This window comes from Puniceibacterium sp. IMCC21224 (assembly GCF_001038505.1).
Lineage (GTDB): Bacteria > Pseudomonadota > Alphaproteobacteria > Rhodobacterales > Rhodobacteraceae > Puniceibacterium.
The window spans coordinates 1,735,048-1,752,642 of record NZ_LDPY01000001.1; the positions used below are offsets into that span (position 1 = coordinate 1,735,048).

Below are 17,595 nucleotides of genomic sequence, written 5' to 3' on the forward strand. Positions count from 1 at the left end.
GTTGGGGGTCAGCTCTGACTTAGCGCCGCGTCGCACCGTGCGCAGGTGCCCGCGTGGCTATGGGTTCCAACATCTGGCAGGATTTTCCAGCATCTCTGGCATTTTGTGCCATCTGCGGCCTCGAACACCACACCGAATCCCGGCACATCTGGCAGGCGGAACGCCTCGGACGGGCTGGGATCGCCGGTCAGGGAAACGGCCGAAGTGATGATCACATCCTCGAACGTCACCGATTTCAGCGCGGCCAGTGTGTCTGGATCTTCGACATGCACCACCGGAGCTGCTTCGAGCGAGGCACCAATCACCTTGTCGGTCCGCTGCACTTCCAGCGCGGCGGTCACGGCGCGGCGGGCACGGCGCACCTTGGTCCATTTGGCAGCCAGTGGTTCGTCCAACCAGTCGGCGGGTGTTGCTGGGATATCCTGCAAATGGACCGAACTGTCGTCGCCGGGGAAGCGTTCGAGCCAGACTTCCTCCATCGTAAAGACCAGCACGGGGGCAAGCCAGGTGGTCAGGCGATGGAACAGGATGTCCAGCACGGTCCGCGCAGCCCGACGGCGCGGCGTGTCGCCATCGCAATACAGGACGTCCTTGCGGATATCGAAATAGAACGCCGACAATTCGACCGTGGCAAAGTTGAACAGCGCCTGAAACACCCCCTGGAAATCATAGGCGGCATACCCTGTGCGTACCCGGTGATCGAGTTCCGCCAGCCGATGCAGCACCCAGCGTTCCAGTTCCGGCATCTCGGACACGTCGACCCGGTCGCTTTCCTCGAACGACGACAACGCGCCCAGCAGGAACCGCATGGTGTTGCGCAGGCGGCGATAACCGTCCGCCGTTCCCTTGAGGATTTCCGGCCCGATACGCAGATCGGCGGTGTAGTCGGCCTGCGCCACCCAAAGCCGCAGGATATCGGCGCCGTATTGCTGCACGACCTTTTCAGGGGCCACGGTGTTGCCCAGCGACTTGGACATCTTGTTGCCCTTTTCGTCGAGGGTAAAGCCATGCGTCAGCACGCCGCGATAGGGCGCGCGTCCCTGTGTGCCACAGCTTTGCAGCATCGATGAATGGAACCAGCCGCGATGCTGGTCAGTGCCCTCCAGATACAGGTCCGCCAGTCCGTCATCCGATCCATCGGCGCGATCGCGCAGGACAAAGGCATGGGTCGACCCGGAATCGAACCACACGTCGAGGATGTCGAACACCTGATCCCATTCGGCAGGGTCGTAGTCAGTGCCGAGGAAGCGTTCCTTGGCGCCGTCCTTGTACCAGGCATCTGCGCCCTCAGCCTCGAACGCCCCGAGCACGCGGGCATTCACGCCCTCGTCGCGCAGCAAGAAATCACTGTCCGTCGGCAGCGCGCCCTTGCGGGTAAAGCAGGTCAGCGGCACACCCCAGGCGCGCTGGCGCGACAGCACCCAGTCGGGCCGCGCCTCGATCATTGAATACAGGCGGTTGCGCCCGGTCTGCGGCGTCCATGTCACCAGCTTGTCGATCGAGGTCAGCGCCCGTTCGCGGATCGTGGTGCCATAGGTGTCCAGCCCGTCACCGACGGGGCGGTCGATGGCAGCGAACCACTGCGGCGTGTTGCGGAAGATGACAGGCGCCTTGGAGCGCCAGGAATGCGGATAGCTGTGTGTCACTCGCCCACGCGCCAGCAGGCCGCCAACCTCTACCAGTTTATCGATCACAGCGGTGTTGGCCTTGCCCTCTTTGCCCTTGTGATCGAACACCTTGAGGCCCGCGAAGATCGGCACATGCGGCAGGAATTCAGATTCCTCGCCGACGTTGTGGGTCATCCGGTCCATCCAGCCGCGTTTGACGAAGCAATCGAAGTCGTCGGCGCCATGCGAGGGCGCGGTGTGCACAAAACCCGTGCCCGCATCGTCGGTTACATGATCGCCGTCGATCATCGGCACATCGTAGTCCCAGAAGCCAACTTTGTCTGGTAAATCTATCGCATCGGGAAGGCCTGAATGGACATAAGGGTTCAAGTCAAGGAAAGCGCGACTATCAATGCCAGAGTCGGCGATTCCACGGAGAGGGTGAGCTAGAACCAAACCTTCAAGGTCGGTCTCGGTCAAGTCGTCGATGCGGTTCCACTGACCGGGTTCAAGACGCGCTTTGGAAAAGACTTCCTCTGCTAGCTTATCGGCCAGCAAATAGCGTTGGCCCTTTTTGGCCCAGCATTCATCGGGAGTGCTTGTGACCTCGTAAAGGCCATAAGAGATGGCGGGGTTGTAGGCCACAGCCCTGTTGGACGGGATGGTCCAGGGGGTTGTTGTCCAAATAACGATATTTGTGCCAACTAATGATTCTCGGCGACTTTCTAGTTCGCCGACTTGTTCAGGTGTCAGCTTTTCATATAGTTCGTCCGACAGCGCCAAGGCATTCATTACCCGAAACGGCACCCAGATCGTGTGGCTCTTGTGATCGTGGTATTCGATTTCGGCCTCGGCCAACGCGGTCTTTTCCACCGGCGACCACATCACGGGTTTGGACCCCTGATACAACGTGCCGCTCATCAGGAATTTCTGGAATTCCTCGGCGATGATGCGCTCGGCGCGGAAATCCATCGTCAGGTACGGTTTGTCCCAGGTCCCGGTGATGCCCAGACGTTTGAATTCGTCGCGCTGGATGTCGATCCAACCCTCAGCGAACTTGCGGCATTCCTGACGAAAATCGACGACCGGCACGTCGTCCTTGTTCAGCCCCTTGTTGCGGTACTGCTCCTCGATCTTCCATTCGATCGGCAGGCCGTGGCAATCCCAGCCGGGGACATAGCGCGCATCACGCCCCATCATCTGCTGCGAGCGCACCACCATATCCTTGAGGATCTTGTTCAGCGCGTGGCCGATATGCAGATGGCCATTGGCGTATGGGGGGCCGTCATGCAGGGTAAACGGCGCGCGCGCGTCAGATGTCCCAGTGGCAGCCTTTTCGCGCAGGCGGCCATAGACGCCGATTCGTGCCCAGCGATCCAGCCACTCCGGCTCGCGCTTGGGCAGCCCCGCACGCATCGGAAAATCGGTGCGGGGCAGGTTCAGGGTGTCTTTGTAGTCGGGGGTCTCGGGCGTTTCGGCGCACATTTCGGGCGTCCTCGGTATTCGTCAGGGCGGGTTTGGGGTGAGGGGCGGCGCGGCGATCCGGACGCCTGATCCCGGCGCAACGTAAGTTTACGGCGCCGGGCAAGTAATTCGCAGAATGATCTTCAAGGGATCCATCATGACGGGCGTTATAGGCTCCGCACCTCTGGCCGTCCAGAGCAGAGGCGATATCGACCAGAAAGCCCGGGTTCGCAACGTCCGCGCAACCGCAACACAAATAAGATGCGTATTTGGAAAGAGAAGAAACCGGACAGCCCGATCAACACTCAGGTTCTGCGGCCGGAGCTCCACAGAGCGCTTCTTCTCTTTAAAAATACGCAAAATCTGACCTGCGCCACAGGTGCTACCTCAGGTAAAAAGAGTGCCGACGAAATAGGCAATGCTGGCGGCGATCCCGCCGATGGCCAGCGTTTCGAGGCCAGAACGCCACCAAGAAGACAGCGACCAGATGCTCTTGTAGGTTCCAATGGCGAAAAACACCGCCAGCGTTAGTATCGTCGAGACCTGGAATGCCAGTTCAAGGCCCAGAAGGAAGGGCACCAGCGGCACCATTCCAGCCACAAGAAACGCTACAAACGTGGCGAGTGCAGCCCGCATCGGTTCCGGATCGACCGGAGCAAGGCCGTATTCGCCTTCGAGCATGATCTGAATCCACGCCTCTTTGTCCGAGGCGATCTGTTCAACCGCCTCATCCAGTGCCGGGCCAGACAATCCCTTGAGGTGCAGGATATGCCGCAATTCGCGCTTTTCGCCGTCGGGATCGTCGGCGATATGGCGCTCTTCGATCCGGCGCAGGCGTTTGATATTGTCTAATTCGGTCTTGGTGCCGGAGTAATTTCCAGCGGCCATCGAAAACCCGTCGGCCAGAACATTGGCAATGCCAAGAGCGACGATAATTACTGGCGATAGCCCGGCACCGGCGACGCCCGCGACGATGGCAAATGTCGTCACTGATCCATCAATGGCACCATAGACAATATCGCGCAGATAGCCGCGTCCAGGGGGCGTTCCAATCCGGTCTTCGATTTCGTGCTGGCTGTGGCCATGTTCTGCGATATCGGTCGGCATTATAATCTCCGGGCAGTGCGGAGGGGCCTTATGACAACGGATCGCGCGGGGGTAAAGCGGGTATTCGGGCCAGCTGTGAACCGGGCGGCGAAGGTCGGCCTGATATCGCCGGTATTCAGGACTTGTCCGAGGTAAAGAGACCGCTGAGCGCGGTGCGGATGATTGCACGAACAGACGGGCGTTGGGTGCGCGCAAAGGGCAGGGGGCGGCAGACCTCCATCGCGGCGACACCGACCCGTGCGGTGAGTGCGCCGTTCACCAGCCCTTCGCCAAAGCGGCGCGACAGCTTGGCTAGCAATCCGCCACCCAAAATAGGTTCCAGCATGTCGTCGCCCACTGCGACAGCGCCTGTTGCCACGAGATGTGACATTACGGCGCGGGTCAACCGCCAGCTGCCCAACGTCCCTGAACGGCCGCCGTAGATTTCGGCAATGCGACGGATCATACGGATATTTGATGTCAGCGCCGCGCCAATGTCGGCAAACGCCAGCGGCACAAGGGCGGTCACAGTCGCGACCTGCCGCGCAGCCCCCTCGACTTCGCGCCGGGCGGCAAGGTCGAGCGGACCCAAAAGCTCGGTTTCCGCAAGACCCAGCAGAGCCGAGGCATCGAACATGTCACCCTGTCGCTCAGCCAGCTTTTCGCGGCCCCATTTTGTGTCATCGCGCCCGGCGTAGAGACCGTTGAGTTGCGCCACCACGCCACGGGCGGCATTCAGATCTTCGTCTGCCAGCGCCTGAGTGGCGGCGCGGTGCAGGCCATCAATGCGCTTGAGTCGGGAAAAGACCGACAGCTCCTTGACGACAATGATCAGCACCACTAAGCCGAAGAGCGCAAACAAACCGGCAACGATGTAGCCCAGGATTGGCTGGCTGGCGATCAGGCCCGTGACGAAATTCCACGCGGTAATCGACACCAGCGTACCGATCAGCACCGACAGAGTGGCCCAAAACCAGCGGGCCAGCCGTGAGGGAGGCCGCGCGGCAAGGGCGGCGGCGGTGGCCATGGCCTGCCCCTTGGGCGCTGGGGCGTCGAGGTCGGGCACCGGCGGGGCTTTGGCCGGGTTGGGCCGCGACGCGGAGGTGGTTTCGTCCAGCGGGATGAGCACGGGGCCTTTGCGGTCGGTCATGTCTGGGGATCCTGCGAGCGGTCGGTTTGAGCGGTGGCCCGTGTCGGCACCACCGGCGGTTTGCGTTCCCAGACATACAGGATGTCCGGCAGGCCTTCGTCGTTGTCGGCGCCATCGGTGCGGCGGTCCGCAGTAAACCCTTCGCGTTCGTAGAACTTGCGCGCTCCGGCATTGGCCTCGAAGGTCCAGAGTTCGAGCCGGTCGCTGGCAGCCTGCGCGTCCTCGATCAGCATCCGGCCAACACCGTCGCCCCGCGTGTTCGGGTGGATATAAAGCGCATGAACATAATCCTCGTTGCGGGCGATAAAGCCCACCACGGCGCCGCCCTGACCGCGGGCTGCGACCGTGACCCAGCCGTGGTCGATCATCTGCCCGGCATGGACGATATCTTCGACTGCGGAATGCAATTGCGGCTTCCAGTCGTTATCGCGCACGGCGCTGCTGATCATCTCGCCCAGCTTGCCGGCATCAGTGCTGCGGGCGGGGCGCAGAATTACCCTCACAACCGGTCTCCGATCAGGAATTGCGCCGCCCGGTCAAGCCGGATATGCGGCGGCCCCTCGCCGGGTTTCAACGATAGCGGTGCGGGGGCGAATGCCATAATCTGATAATCCTCGTCCAGCCAACTGTCCGCGCCCTGCCGTGCGGGATTGAGCAGATGCGCCGGATCTTCGGGCAGGGCGCCGGGATAGAACGCCGCCGTCTTGCCCGTCGACAAAAGTGTGCCGCGTACGCAGTCCAGTTCCCGGCCCTGATGGGTCAACGTTTCTTCGGTTGTGGCGCGCAGGGCGGCCAGCGACATCGACTGCGTTTCGGCCCCGGCAAAGCGGGCGCGGTCGCGGGCGTCACGAGTCAGCGCCTCCATGATCGCGGTTAGGCGGGGGTGTTGGGTATGATGCAGATGGTCGGCCTTGGTCGCGGCGAACAGGATTTTTTCCACCCGTTTGCCCAGCAGAAGCTTGCTGAGAAAGGCGTTCCGGCCGGGGCGAAACGCGGTGAGGATATCAACCATGGTGCGGCGCAGATCCTCGACCGCCTTTGGCCCCTGATGGATCGCGCCCAATGCGTCGACCAGCACCACCTGCCGGTCAATCCGGCTAAAGTGATCGCGAAAGAACAGAGTGACAACGCGGGATTTATACGCCTCGAACCGGCGGTCCATCTCGCGCCAGAGCGATTTGCGCGGGGCCTTGTCCATCGGCGGCAGCGGCGCAAAGGTCAGCACCGGCGATCCCGCCAGATCCCCCGGCAGCAGGAACCGCCCCGGCGTCAGATCGCTATACCCTGCATCCCGCGCGGCGTTAAGGTAATCGGTAAAGCTGCGGGTGAGCGCCTGCGCGCGCACTTCGTCCAGATCCTGCGCGCCATCCTCTGCCTTGGCCATGGCGCGGAAATCGGTGGCGCTGTCGCGCGTTTGCAGCCGCTCCAGGGTCTCGGCGGACCATACGGCATAGCTTTTGTCCAGCAGGCCCAGATCCAGCAGCCATTCGCCAGGGTAATCCACGATATCGATATGCACTGTACGGGGCCCCTGAATCCCGGCCAGCAGCCCCGATGGCCGCACCTTGAGCGACAATCGCAGTTCCGAGATTGAGCGGGTGTTGTCGGGCCAATGTGGCGTGCGTGAGGTGAGCGCGCTCAGGTGCGATTCGTATTCAAACCGGGGCATTGTGTCGTCGGGTTGCGGTTGCAGATAGGCGGCAGTGATGCGCCCCTCAGAGGCGGCGACAAGGCCGGGCATCCGCGCGCGGTCCAGCAGATTGGCCACCAGCGACGTGATGAAAACCGTCTTGCCCGACCGCGCCAGCCCGGTGACCCCCAACCGGATGACCGGATCCATGAACACGCCCGTCACCCCGTCGGCAACGTTTTCCACGCTGCGCGTGATCGTGTCGGCGATGGTTCCTATCACCACGTGGTCATTCTCCTGCATCAACTGGCTTCGGGGGCAAGATAGACACGCAACGGGCCGGGTGCCAGTACCGTGCGGGGGATTGTTCGCGGCGCAAGCCCGCGCTATGGGGCGGGATGCCCAGATATGCCCTGAAAATTGAATATAACGGCGGACCGTTCTGCGGCTGGCAGCGACAGACCGGCCAGCCGTCGGTACAGGGCGCCATCGAGGCGGCGTTGGCGCGGCTCGAACCGGGGCCGCACACGATTGCCGCCGCCGGGCGGACCGATGCGGGGGTGCATGGTCGCGGTCAGGTCTGCCACTGCGATCTGCAAAAGGACTGGGAGGCGTTCCGATTGTCCGAGGCGCTGAACTATCATCTCAAGCCGCTGCCCGTGGCCGTCGTCGCGGCGGCACAGGTTAGCACGGACTGGCACGCACGGTTTTCCGCAGTCGAGCGGCGCTATCTTTTCCGCATCGTCGCGCGGCGCGCGCCTCTGACGCTTGAGGCCGGGCAGGTCTGGCGGGTGAACCACGATCTGGATGTCGCAGCGATGCGAGAAGGGGCGGCGCATCTGGTGGGGAATCACGATTTCACCACCTTCCGGTCGGTGATGTGTCAGGCGCTGTCACCGGTCAAGACGCTGGACGCGCTTGAGATCGGAACATTTGAAGGACCGGCAGGGCGCGAAATTCACGCCCGGTTCCAGGCGCGGTCGTTCCTGCACAATCAGGTGCGCAGCCTGATAGGCACGCTGGAACGGGTGGGTGCCGGGCGCTGGGCGCCTGATGATGTAAAAACCGCGCTTGAGGCGCGCGACCGTGCCGCCTGTGGCCCGGTCAGCCCGCCGCAGGGATTGTATCTGACGGATGTGGGATACCCCGAGGATCCTTTTGCCTGAAGCTATGTGGTTAGAACGTTGGTCAGTCGTTTTCGATCAGACCTGCACCCGCACCCGTGCGGCGTGACGCATCCGTTGCGGGCACATACGTCCGCGCTGCCAGTGTTTCGAGACGGTTCAGCAGCTCGGACGGGGCGATGATCCGGGGCGGCAACGCTGTGCAGGTTTTGGCGGACAGATCAACGGTGATCCGCAGGCGGTGCTGTGCGTCGCGGGTGATGATGGATTGATCCTGTACCGCCACCGGCAGCAGATGCGCATAGCTCTGTGCCAGCGTGTCATCGCCGTTGTGCAATGTCAGCTCAATCGGGCCGCTCATCGCGGCGGCGGCGCTCAGGACGTCATCCATCAGCAGTGGCAATCGCAGGATCGGGCTGTCAGCGGGATTGGCCAGCGCCGCGATCAGCGGCGCCGCGCCGCCCCCCTGAGCCAGATGCAACGGGCACGCCCTGCCAAACAGATCAGCTTGGGCCGGGGGAAATCCTGCGCCGCGCGCGGCTTTGGTTGCCAGCGTCTGAAGCTCGTTTGCGGAATGGGTCATGCAAAGTCTCCGGTCTGTGTGTCGGTGGGTCCGGTTGGCAACCACCAGTCATCAGCGCCCGGCGTGCCCAGGTCCTCGGGTAGCGGTGCGCCCTGCGCCAGCGTGATACGGGTCCAGCGGTCGGATTTGGGATCGAACCGGGTGGCGCCAAAAAACGCCAGCTTGCAGCGCAGCATGTCGATGGGCAGGCAATCGGCGGCAATCAGATTGTCGCGGATTTCTCCGTACGGCGCGTGCGCTGCACAGCGCACACGGGTCAGGGCAAGTTCGTGTTCAGGATGGCAGAGGCGGAATTCGCGCAGCGGCTGCGATTGCACCGGCAGCGCCTGCCAGAGGGCCTGTACCCGCGCCGCAATGTCGAGCGGGCTTTCCAGCCCCGCGTCCGGCTCTTGATCGCGCAGACCAAGGCGTGGTTCACCCTTTTCCGCAGATACATACCAGAATCGATGTCGTTGCGCGGGGTCATCAAAGTCGCAGGCAAGTGCCCAGTCGAACTGCGCCTCGATCGTGTCGCGCAGCGCGTCGGTGGTGTCGATCTGTTCCTGCTGCGGCCCGAACGGGTCGGACATGCAGTCGCTCAGCCCGTCAACCAGTGGGCCGAAGGGTTCGATCAGCAGGGCGGCGGTCAGTTCCTGCACGTCGCGAGAGAGGGGTTCTGTTCTGGTCATGATCAGGTCTAACGGCTGTGGGGCGCTCAGGGTTCCCTGATCCAGCCATCCGCGCACCTGCGACCATTGCGCGCGCAGCGTGTCGCCACGGGCCTGATGCACCGGGGCATCCATCTGCCAGTGCGTCAGGTGAACGGCGGCGCGGTCGGCCAGGCGCCGCAACTCGGCAGCCTGATCGCGGGTCACCGCAGGCAGGGCACGTACCCGCGCCAGCGCCGTTTCCCGCGCCATCATCCAGTTGTTCAGCAGCATCGGGTGTGTCACCAAAAACGGTGCCATTCCCAACCCGGTGGCATTGCCGATGCCCAGATACCGTTTGAGCGCAGGCGCCAATCTGACACCGCCGATATGTTCAGCCAGCTCGTGGGTAAAGCTGCGGATCAGCCAGACGGTCAGCATCTCGGCGGCAAACGCTCCGCTCAGGCCGGGCCGGTGGGCATAGAGCGTGCGATCGGCAATACCGAATTTGCCATTGCCGTAAACCGCAGTGGTGCGCATGAGATAGCCAACGTCGCGGATCTTTTGCGGATCAGGCTGGCTGCCTGAACGCAGGCTTTCGACCACATATGCAAATAGCCGAACGGATTTGTTGGCGCGGCTAAGGATCAGATCGCGTTCGGTGAACCGCGCGGCCTCTTGATGCGGGGCGGTGGCGACGATGCGCGCGATCTCGCAATTGTCCGGGATCCCGTCATAGAGCACATAGGTGGTGTCCCACGCCGTTGCGATGACCCGGTCTGTGCGCATGTCGTCCGGCAGCTCAGTTGACACCGCCACCAGCGAATAGTCATGGCCACCCAGCGGAATGGTATAGACCGCGTGACCATGCCCCTTGGCGTCGATGTTCCAGACCGGACGGTGCATGCTGGCACCTTCGGACGCCAAACGGCGCAGCAGCACACGCAGGAACGACAGCCGCGTCGGAAAGGCCGCGCCCATACGGTGTAGGCGCATGACCTGAGACGGCGCGCGCAAGGCGGTCTGAGGAAAGGCAGACACATCGGGCATAGTGACAGAGTGCCATCGCACCGACCGCTTGGGAACCCGGATCGCGCATGTTTCCGCGCTGACGGCCTGTATTGCGCGCGTCCGAATCGCGTTGAATCCTGACCTCGGGCGGCATCTGGGGGCTCGGGCTGGTCAATCTGAACCCACCAGTTTATCCCGGCGGTAACAGCCAAGGATCCGCCTATGCCCACAGACATCTCCTCTGCCGAACTTGCCGCCGAAGAGCGCCGTTCGGGCTGGCGTACGATTCGGCGGGTCGGCCCTTATCTGTGGCCCAAAGATCCGGCTTGGGTGCGGCACCGGGTGGCACTTTCGCTCAGTCTGTTGCTGGTGGCCAAGCTGATCGCCGTGGCGACCCCGTTGCTATACAAACAGGCGGTGGACCGGCTGGATGGAACGGTGCCTGACGTGGCCATCGGCGCGGTCGGCCTGACCGTCGCATATGGCATTGCACGTCTGATGAACGTCGGGTTTCAGCAACTGCGCGACGGCGTCTTTGCCCGGGTCGGGCAGCGGGCATTGCGGACGCTTGCGCTTGAGACTTTTACCCATATCCATCGATTGTCGATGCGCTATCATATCACGCGCAAGACTGGCGGGCTGAGCCGGATCATCGAACGCGGGGTCAAAGGCGTCGATTTCCTGCTGCGTTTCATGCTGTTTTCGGTCGGGCCGCTGATTCTGGAGTTGGCGCTGATCCTGGGTATCCTGCTTTATCTGTTTGATGTCTGGTACATGGCAGTGGTGGCTGTCACCATCGCGCTTTATGTCTGGTTCACCTTCAAGGTCACCGAATGGCGCGTGAAGCTGCGCCGCGAGATGAACGATCAGGACACTGACGCCAACCAAAAGGCGATCGATAGCCTGCTGAATTTCGAAACCGTCAAATATTTCGGCGCCGAGACGCGCGAGGCCGGGCGCTATGACCGCGCCATGCAGAAATACGAGGCGGCGGCGATCAAAACCGCCACGTCGCTGGCGTTTCTGAACTTTGGTCAATCGTTCTTTATCACCACAGGGCTGGTGATTGTCATGGTGATGGCGGCGGTTGGTGTGCAGAATGGTGCGCTGACGGTTGGTGATTTTGTCATGGTCAACGCCTACATGATCCAGATCACCATGCCGCTGAATTTCCTTGGCACGGTGTATCGCGAGATCCGGCAGAGCCTTGTGGACATGGCGCAGATGTTCGATCTGCTGGAACAACCGGCCGAGGTCAGCGACAAACCCGGTGCGCCTGATGTGCAGATCGGCGGCGGCGTCGTGGAACTGCGTGATGTCAAATTTGGCTACGATCCGGCGCGGCCGATCCTCAAGGGTGTGTCGATCAGGGTCGGTGCAGGTGAGAACGTGGCGCTGGTGGGCCCTTCGGGGTCGGGTAAATCCACCATTGGGCGGCTGTTGTTCCGGTTTTACGATGTTAGCGGTGGCGCGCTGACCATCGACGGGCAGGATGTGCGCGACGTAACACAAGACAGCCTGCACCGATCCATTGGCGTGGTGCCGCAGGATACGGTGCTGTTCAATGACACCATCGGCTATAACATCGCCTACGGGCGCGACGGTGCGACCGAGGACGAGATCTTTGATGCCGCTCGCGCGGCGCAGATCCACGATTTTATCCAGTCGCTGCCCGAGGGCTATGACACTATGGTGGGCGAACGCGGGCTTAAGCTGTCGGGCGGGGAAAAACAGCGGGTCGGGATTGCCCGCACCCTGCTCAAAAACCCGCCGATCCTGTTGCTGGACGAGGCGACGTCAGCTTTGGATACCGAGACCGAGGCCGAGATCCAGACCGCGCTGAAACGTGCAGCCGAAGGGCGCACCGTCATCACCATCGCGCATCGCTTGTCGACCATTGCCGATGCGGACCGCATTGTGGTGCTGCAGGACGGTGAGGTGGTTGAGCAGGGCACGCACGACGCACTGTTGGCGCGTCAGGGACGCTATTCGCAGTTGTGGCAGCGCCAGCAGGCCGAGGACGGCGAGGCGGCCTGAGTGACAGGCCGCGCACATTCGCGCGCGGCGCAGGTTTATTCCGCGGCGCGCAGCGGTAGGCCGGGTGGATTTGTGGGCATGGCGGTGGCGGGCTCAGCTTCTGGTTCGTCGTCCCACAGGATGGTCGGTGCACGGACTCGACGTGCTGCACGGTTCAGTGCCCAGTCCCGCGCCGCGTTGCTGCCCCGGCCAAACGACAGGCGCGCCAGAAGCCGCGCGATCCAGCCTGCATAGGTCACCGTCCAGATCCGCAGCGCCAGCATTGACGGGGTAAAGACCAGCGTCAAAACCGTTGCGATGCCAAGGCCAAAGACCACAGCCGTCGCCAGTTGCTTCCACCAAAGCGCCGTCGGGCTGTCGATGGAATAGCCGCCGCCAAAGAAGTCCAGTGACAGGCCAAACATCATTGGCGCCAGGCCCGCCATGGTGGTGATCGTGGTCAGCAGCACCGGGCGGATGCGATCCTCGGCTGTGCGCACGATGGCTTCGATCCGGGGCATGTAGCGTTCGTATTCCTGAAATGTGTCGATCAGAACGATGTTGTTGTTCACCACAATCCCTGCCAGCGCCACGATCCCTGTGCCGGTCATGATGATGCTGAATGTCTGGTCCATCACCAGCATTCCGATCAGCACGCCGGCCGTGGACATGACCACTGCCAGCAGCACCAGAGTGGCGTTGTAGAACGAATTGAACTGCGCCAGAAGAATGATGAACATCAGCCCAAGTGCCCCCAGAAAGGCCTGACCCAGAAACGCCTGGCTCTCTTCCTGTTCTTCCTGATCGCCAGTCCATTCCCAGTCGATGCCTGCGGGCAGGGGATTGGCCGTGATCCATTTTGTCAGGGTCTCGATCCGTTCGTTGGCATTGATCGAGACGGCCTTCAGGTCATCGTCTTTCAGCCCCTTTTGCAGGGTGTCGGCGGTTTCACCATCCTCCAGGCTGACAATCTGGTAGCGGGTGCCGTCACTGGCGCTCAGCTCGTTGCTGCCCGGTTTGGCCGCAACATCTTCGGACAGGATCAGTACAGTGGCCAGCGGTTCCGGGTTGTCGCCGACCAGCTTGACCAGATTGGGGGCGACATCTGCCTTGACGTCAAAGAACCGCTTTTGCCCGATCCTGTTGATCTCGGCCAGTTTTGCGACTGGCTTGCGCGTAACAAAGTTGGACAACGGCACCAGACCGCTGGCCGTGCGCACCTTGAGCGTGTCGAGGGTCGAAAGCACGCGGTCCTCTTCTGGCAGGCGCACACGAATGTCGATTTCCTCGTCCGAGCTGTCGACCCGCATGGTGTCCAGCAGCACACCACGAGTGACCAGCTGCACCATCGCCCCCACGGTGGCCACATCCGCGCCGTAACGCCCGGCCTTCTCTACATCGACGTCGATCTGCCAGTCGATGCCGGGCAAGGGCAGCGTATCGTCGACCAGCGTCAGGCCGGGGGTCTGTTCGAACTGTGCACGCATGGCGGCTGTGGTGTTCAAAAGCTTGTCCCAGTCGTTGCCCATGATCCGCAGATGCAGGGGTTTGCCGTTGGCTGGTCCCTGGGCCAGTTCCTTGATCTCGGTCTGCACGCCGGGAATGGTCAGCAACTGCGCGCTTAACTCATCAATCACCTGATTGCCGTCCAGCTCTGGCCGGTCGGCGCGGTCCTCCCAGGGAATCGTTTCGAACTGGACCTGACCAATTGTGTCTTTGGGGATCTCGGCGCCGCCGGTGTTGCTGTTCAACCCGCCTTCACCGGCAAAGGCAAAGGCGGTGATGACGCCGGGATGTGCCATGACGATTGTCTCGGCGCGGCGCAGCAAGGCGTCCTTTTCCTCAAGGCTCAGGTTGCCGCGGGCGCGGACATAGACGATGCCTTGTTCTGGCTCGGATTCGACAAAGAATTCCACGCCTTTGTTGTTGGCGCCATAGTAGCCGAATGTACTGATCACAAAGAAGATAACTGCGCCGATGGTCACCAGCGGCATGACGGGATTTCCAGCGACAAACTGGATCACCCTGCCAAAGGGAGTGCGACGGTAGCGCCCGTCGACCCGCGTGGCCTTGTGCTCGATCCGGGCGGCACCCAGCACAATCGACGCCGCAGCGGCAAAGATCAGGAACGGTGCCGCCTGCACCAGTAGTGCCAGCGGCAGGCTGATGGCGGGTGGCATATTGGCCCTGATCCCGGCGACAGCGGTGCCGATGGGCGGCAGGTAGTTGGCGTTGAGTATGGTCATTGCCCCGGCGAATAACCCCAGTAGCACCACGGGCACCAACAGCGCCCGCGCGACCCACGGCAGGCGGCGCTTAAGCGCATCGGTGGCATGGTCGAGCTGGCGCGAAAACCGTCCGGTGACGCCACCCATGACCGGCAGATAAACCAGCGCCACGATCAACGATGCGGACAGCACAAAGATCAGCGTGACCGGCAGCATTCCCATGAACTGCCCCGGCACGCCCGGCCAGAACAGCATCGGCAAAAAGGCACAAAGCGTTGTCGCGGTAGAGCTGACGATGGGCCAGAACATCCGCTTGGCCGCCTCGACATAGGCATGCATCGGTCCGGAGCCTTCGGAAATCCGTTTGTCGGCGTATTCGACGACCACGATTGCGCCATCGACCAGCATGCCCACCGCCAGAATCAGGCCAAACATCACGATGTTCGAGACGCTGACGCCCATCAGCGCCAGAAAGATAAAGCACAGCAGGAACGAGGTCGGGATGGCGAACCCCACCAGCAGCGCGGGCCGGGTGCCAAGTGCTGCAAGCACCACAATCATGACCAGCGCGATGGCGGTCAGTACGGACCCTTCGAGTTGGCGCACCATACTGTCCACCTGACGGCTTTGATCATTTGATGTACCGGCAGCAACCGCAGCACGCAGTTCGGGCGGCCACTCAGCGCGCTCGGCCTCGACCTCGGCACGGATCTGCGCCACCGTGTCGATCAGGTTAAAGCCTTTGCGCTTGACCACCTGCAACGCCACGGTGTTTTCGCCATTAAAGCGCGCGGTGCCGGTGCGGTCGACAAATGTCAGGTTGATGCGGGCCAGATCGCCCAGCGTCACAACCCGGTCGCCGTTGGTCTTGACCGGCAGGTCATAGACGTCGCGGGCGTCATCAAAACTGGACGGGATCTTGACGCTGAATGTGCCGTTGCGGGTCTCGACCTCGCCGGCGGCGATCAGCTGATTGTTGTTCTGCACGACCGAGATCAGCTCGGCTGCGGTGACGTTGTAGGATTCCAGCCGCAGCGGGTCGATCACCACCTCAAGCATCTCGTCGCGGTTGCCGGCGATCCCGGCCTCAAGCACAGCGTCCAGCCCTTCGAGCCGGTCCTGAAGATCCTTGGCCACCCGTGTCATGGTACGTTCGGGGACAGGGCCGGTCAGGTTGACGATGATGATCGGGAATTCGGAAAAGTTGATTTCAGTGATGGTGTATTGCTCGGCGCCGGTCGGGAATTTGGACTGGGCGTTGCTCATGGCGTCGCGGACGTCGGCCATGATCTTGGTCTTATCCCAGCCAAATTCGAACTCCATCGACACGCCGGCATACCCTTCGGCGGCTGTGCCTCCGAGCTTTTTCAATCCGTCAAGATCGGCCAGTTCCGTCTCCATCGGTTTGACCAGCAGGGTCTCAGAGTCTTCGGCAGATATTCCGGGGAAGGGGACCGACACAAACAACGCCGGGATTTCGATATCCGGCTCGCCCTCTTTGGGGAGCGAGGTATAGGTGACCCAGCCGACCACAATCGACAGCACGATGAACGCAATGACCATGCGGGCGTGCTGTGACGCCCAGTCGACGATGCCGGTCATTGAATGACCTCCTCGAAGCTCGGGGCGACGGGGATGCCATCGGTGACATATTCCTGTCCCAGGATGATCACGTCCGCGGTGTCAGGCAGGCCGGTCACAAAGATACCGTCTGACGTATCGCGCAGCACATTGATCGGCACAAACAGCGCTGTGCCATCGGCGGCGATGGTGCGGACACCAAGGACTCCGCTGTCGTCCAGCGTTAGCGCGGATTGCGGCAACAGATGCGCCAGCGCGCCTTCGGCTGCAATCGCGATTTCAGCCGTTTGACCGGCCCGCACGGCAAGATCGGGGTTGGGCACTGTAATCTCGACACGGAAGGTCCGGGTCACCGCATCGGCGCTGCGTGACAAAAAGGTAACGCGGCCCTCGACACTGCCGCCCTCGATCAGGCGGGCGCGGGCACCGGCACCAACCTCGACCCGGCTCACCGACATTTCGGGCACAAATCCCACCAGCTTGACCGGATCGAGCTGGATGATCGTGGCACAGAGGGCAGCGCCTCCGCCACCACCACCGCCCTGGAGCAGCGCCCCAAGTTCAGCCGAGTCGGTTTCCAGCAGGCCGGAAAACGGCGCGTGGATCTTGAGATTGTCGATTTCGGTCTGGGCGCGCGCAACAGCGGCCTCGGCGCTTTGAATTGCGGCATCCACGCCCTCCATCCCGGCGCGGGCGGCGGTCAGTCCGGCCTCGGCGCCACGCACGCCTGCTTCGGCGCTGCGCACCGCAGCCTGCGTGTTGGCGACGCGGGTGTCTGAGGCAAAGCCGCCCTGGCTCAGCTTGCTCGCGGCATTGGCGTTGATTTGCGCCTCTTCGAGCTGGGCTTTGGCCTCTTCGACGCGGGCTTCGGCTTCGGGGACGCGGGCTTTGGTCTCGGGGATGCGGGCGCGGGCCTCGGCCAGACGCGAATTGGCCTCGGCCAGGGAAATGACGCTGGTGCCGGGGTCAAGCTGACACAGCAAATCACCCTCGTCGACAAAGGCCCCTTTGCGCAATGGGGGGGAATTCACCTTACCCGAGCTTTCGGCCAGCACATCGACCTGGCGCAGAGCCTGGGTTTCTCCGCGCAGGATCACCGCGCTGTCGGTTTCGCGCGCTACGGAGCGGCGGGCCATTACGGCGACGGCGCCGTCGTGCGGTTTGGTCGTGGCCTTGGGGGTCGCCACAATCGTCACATCAGCGTCATTCTCGGGGGCAGGTGCATCGGGATTGGACATGGCTGGGCTGCTTGACTGGACAAAAGCCATCAGACGCTCGCGCTCGATCACAATCGCATAAAGTAAGGCCGCCACCAGGCAGGCTGTAATGATCGGAATGAGGCGCATGCATTTTTCCTGTATACGTGTCCGGCAGAAACGATCCGCTGGAGGCCGGGTTTAAATATGTCTTATACGGTAAACCGGTCGGTTCAAATTAAGGATTTCCGGCCTGTTTCGCAAGTCGCGCGGGTAATGTTACTGCGATTGAC

Annotated in this window: 11 protein-coding genes; 2 read left to right on the forward strand and 9 right to left on the reverse strand. The window is 62.2% G+C overall.

What is annotated here, in order from left to right:
• Positions 1-8: 8 nt before the first annotated feature.
• The 5 genes from ileS to IMCC21224_RS07985 form a co-directional block, all read right to left on the reverse strand.
• Positions 9-3,092, reverse strand: a complete 3,084-nt coding sequence (gene ileS / locus IMCC21224_RS07965; protein WP_047994895.1) for an isoleucine--tRNA ligase — start codon at positions 3,090-3,092, stop codon at positions 9-11.
• 366 nt (positions 3,093-3,458) lie between these two features.
• Positions 3,459-4,178, reverse strand: a complete 720-nt coding sequence (locus tag IMCC21224_RS07970; protein WP_231582037.1) for a VIT1/CCC1 transporter family protein — start codon at positions 4,176-4,178, stop codon at positions 3,459-3,461.
• Positions 4,179-4,293: 115 nt separating this feature from the next.
• The gene (locus IMCC21224_RS07975; protein WP_047994896.1) at positions 4,294-5,307 is read right to left on the reverse strand and encodes a YcjF family protein; all 1,014 of its coding nucleotides are present in this window, start codon (positions 5,305-5,307) and stop codon (positions 4,294-4,296) included.
• On the reverse strand, positions 5,304-5,810 hold the full coding sequence (locus IMCC21224_RS07980) for a GNAT family N-acetyltransferase (RefSeq protein WP_231582038.1): 507 nt from the start codon (positions 5,808-5,810) through the stop codon (positions 5,304-5,306). The genes IMCC21224_RS07975 and IMCC21224_RS07980 overlap by 4 nt, the downstream gene beginning before the upstream one ends.
• Positions 5,807-7,222, reverse strand: a complete 1,416-nt coding sequence (locus tag IMCC21224_RS07985) for a YcjX family protein (RefSeq protein WP_047994897.1) — start codon at positions 7,220-7,222, stop codon at positions 5,807-5,809. The genes IMCC21224_RS07980 and IMCC21224_RS07985 overlap by 4 nt, the downstream gene beginning before the upstream one ends.
• Positions 7,223-7,335: 113 nt before the next feature.
• Here IMCC21224_RS07985 and truA point away from each other — a divergent pair, with 113 nt between their 5' ends.
• The gene (truA, locus tag IMCC21224_RS07990) at positions 7,336-8,103 is read left to right on the forward strand and encodes a tRNA pseudouridine(38-40) synthase TruA (RefSeq protein WP_047994898.1); all 768 of its coding nucleotides are present in this window, start codon (positions 7,336-7,338) and stop codon (positions 8,101-8,103) included.
• Between the two features lie 22 nt (positions 8,104-8,125).
• Here the strand turns inward: truA and IMCC21224_RS07995 are convergent, their stop codons facing one another.
• Together IMCC21224_RS07995 and IMCC21224_RS08000 are read right to left on the reverse strand one after the other, a co-directional pair.
• A complete protein-coding gene (locus tag IMCC21224_RS07995; protein WP_047994899.1) occupies positions 8,126-8,644 on the reverse strand; it encodes a hypothetical protein in 519 nt (172 codons plus the stop codon).
• Positions 8,641-10,266: a hypothetical protein gene (locus tag IMCC21224_RS08000; RefSeq protein WP_231582039.1), complete on the reverse strand. Its 1,626-nt coding sequence runs from the start codon at positions 10,264-10,266 to the stop codon at positions 8,641-8,643. Before IMCC21224_RS08000 ends, IMCC21224_RS07995 begins: the two co-directional genes overlap by 4 nt.
• A gap of 237 nt (positions 10,267-10,503) precedes the next feature.
• Here IMCC21224_RS08000 and IMCC21224_RS08005 point away from each other — a divergent pair, with 237 nt between their 5' ends.
• On the forward strand, positions 10,504-12,318 hold the full coding sequence (locus IMCC21224_RS08005; RefSeq protein WP_047994901.1) for an ABC transporter ATP-binding protein/permease: 1,815 nt from the start codon (positions 10,504-10,506) through the stop codon (positions 12,316-12,318).
• 35 nt (positions 12,319-12,353) lie between these two features.
• Here the strand turns inward: IMCC21224_RS08005 and IMCC21224_RS08010 are convergent, their stop codons facing one another.
• Together IMCC21224_RS08010 and IMCC21224_RS08015 are read right to left on the reverse strand one after the other, a co-directional pair.
• Positions 12,354-16,127, reverse strand: a complete 3,774-nt coding sequence (locus tag IMCC21224_RS08010; RefSeq protein WP_047994902.1) for an efflux RND transporter permease subunit — start codon at positions 16,125-16,127, stop codon at positions 12,354-12,356.
• On the reverse strand, positions 16,124-17,452 hold the full coding sequence (locus IMCC21224_RS08015) for an efflux RND transporter periplasmic adaptor subunit (protein ID WP_047994903.1): 1,329 nt from the start codon (positions 17,450-17,452) through the stop codon (positions 16,124-16,126). The genes IMCC21224_RS08010 and IMCC21224_RS08015 overlap by 4 nt, the downstream gene beginning before the upstream one ends.
• Positions 17,453-17,595 lie beyond the last annotated feature (143 nt).

Bases quoted from the DNA above. Each gene is read 5' to 3' on its own strand.
- IMCC21224_RS07975 (WP_047994896.1), bottom strand. From the start codon at position 5,307: ATGACCGACCGCAAAGGCCCCGTGCTCATCCCGCTGGACGAAACCACC.
- IMCC21224_RS07995 (WP_047994899.1), bottom strand. From the start codon at position 8,644: ATGACCCATTCCGCAAACGAGCTTCAGACGCTGGCAACCAAAGCCGCG.
- ileS (WP_047994895.1), bottom strand. From the start codon at position 3,092: ATGTGCGCCGAAACGCCCGAGACCCCCGACTACAAAGACACCCTGAAC.
- IMCC21224_RS07970 (WP_231582037.1), bottom strand. From the start codon at position 4,178: ATGCCGACCGATATCGCAGAACATGGCCACAGCCAGCACGAAATCGAA.
- IMCC21224_RS08000 (WP_231582039.1), bottom strand. From the start codon at position 10,266: ATGCGCCTACACCGTATGGGCGCGGCCTTTCCGACGCGGCTGTCGTTC.
- truA (WP_047994898.1), top strand. From the start codon at position 7,336: ATGCCCAGATATGCCCTGAAAATTGAATATAACGGCGGACCGTTCTGC.
- IMCC21224_RS08010 (WP_047994902.1), bottom strand. From the start codon at position 16,127: ATGACCGGCATCGTCGACTGGGCGTCACAGCACGCCCGCATGGTCATT.
- IMCC21224_RS08015 (WP_047994903.1), bottom strand. From the start codon at position 17,452: ATGCGCCTCATTCCGATCATTACAGCCTGCCTGGTGGCGGCCTTACTT.
- IMCC21224_RS08005 (WP_047994901.1), top strand. From the start codon at position 10,504: ATGCCCACAGACATCTCCTCTGCCGAACTTGCCGCCGAAGAGCGCCGT.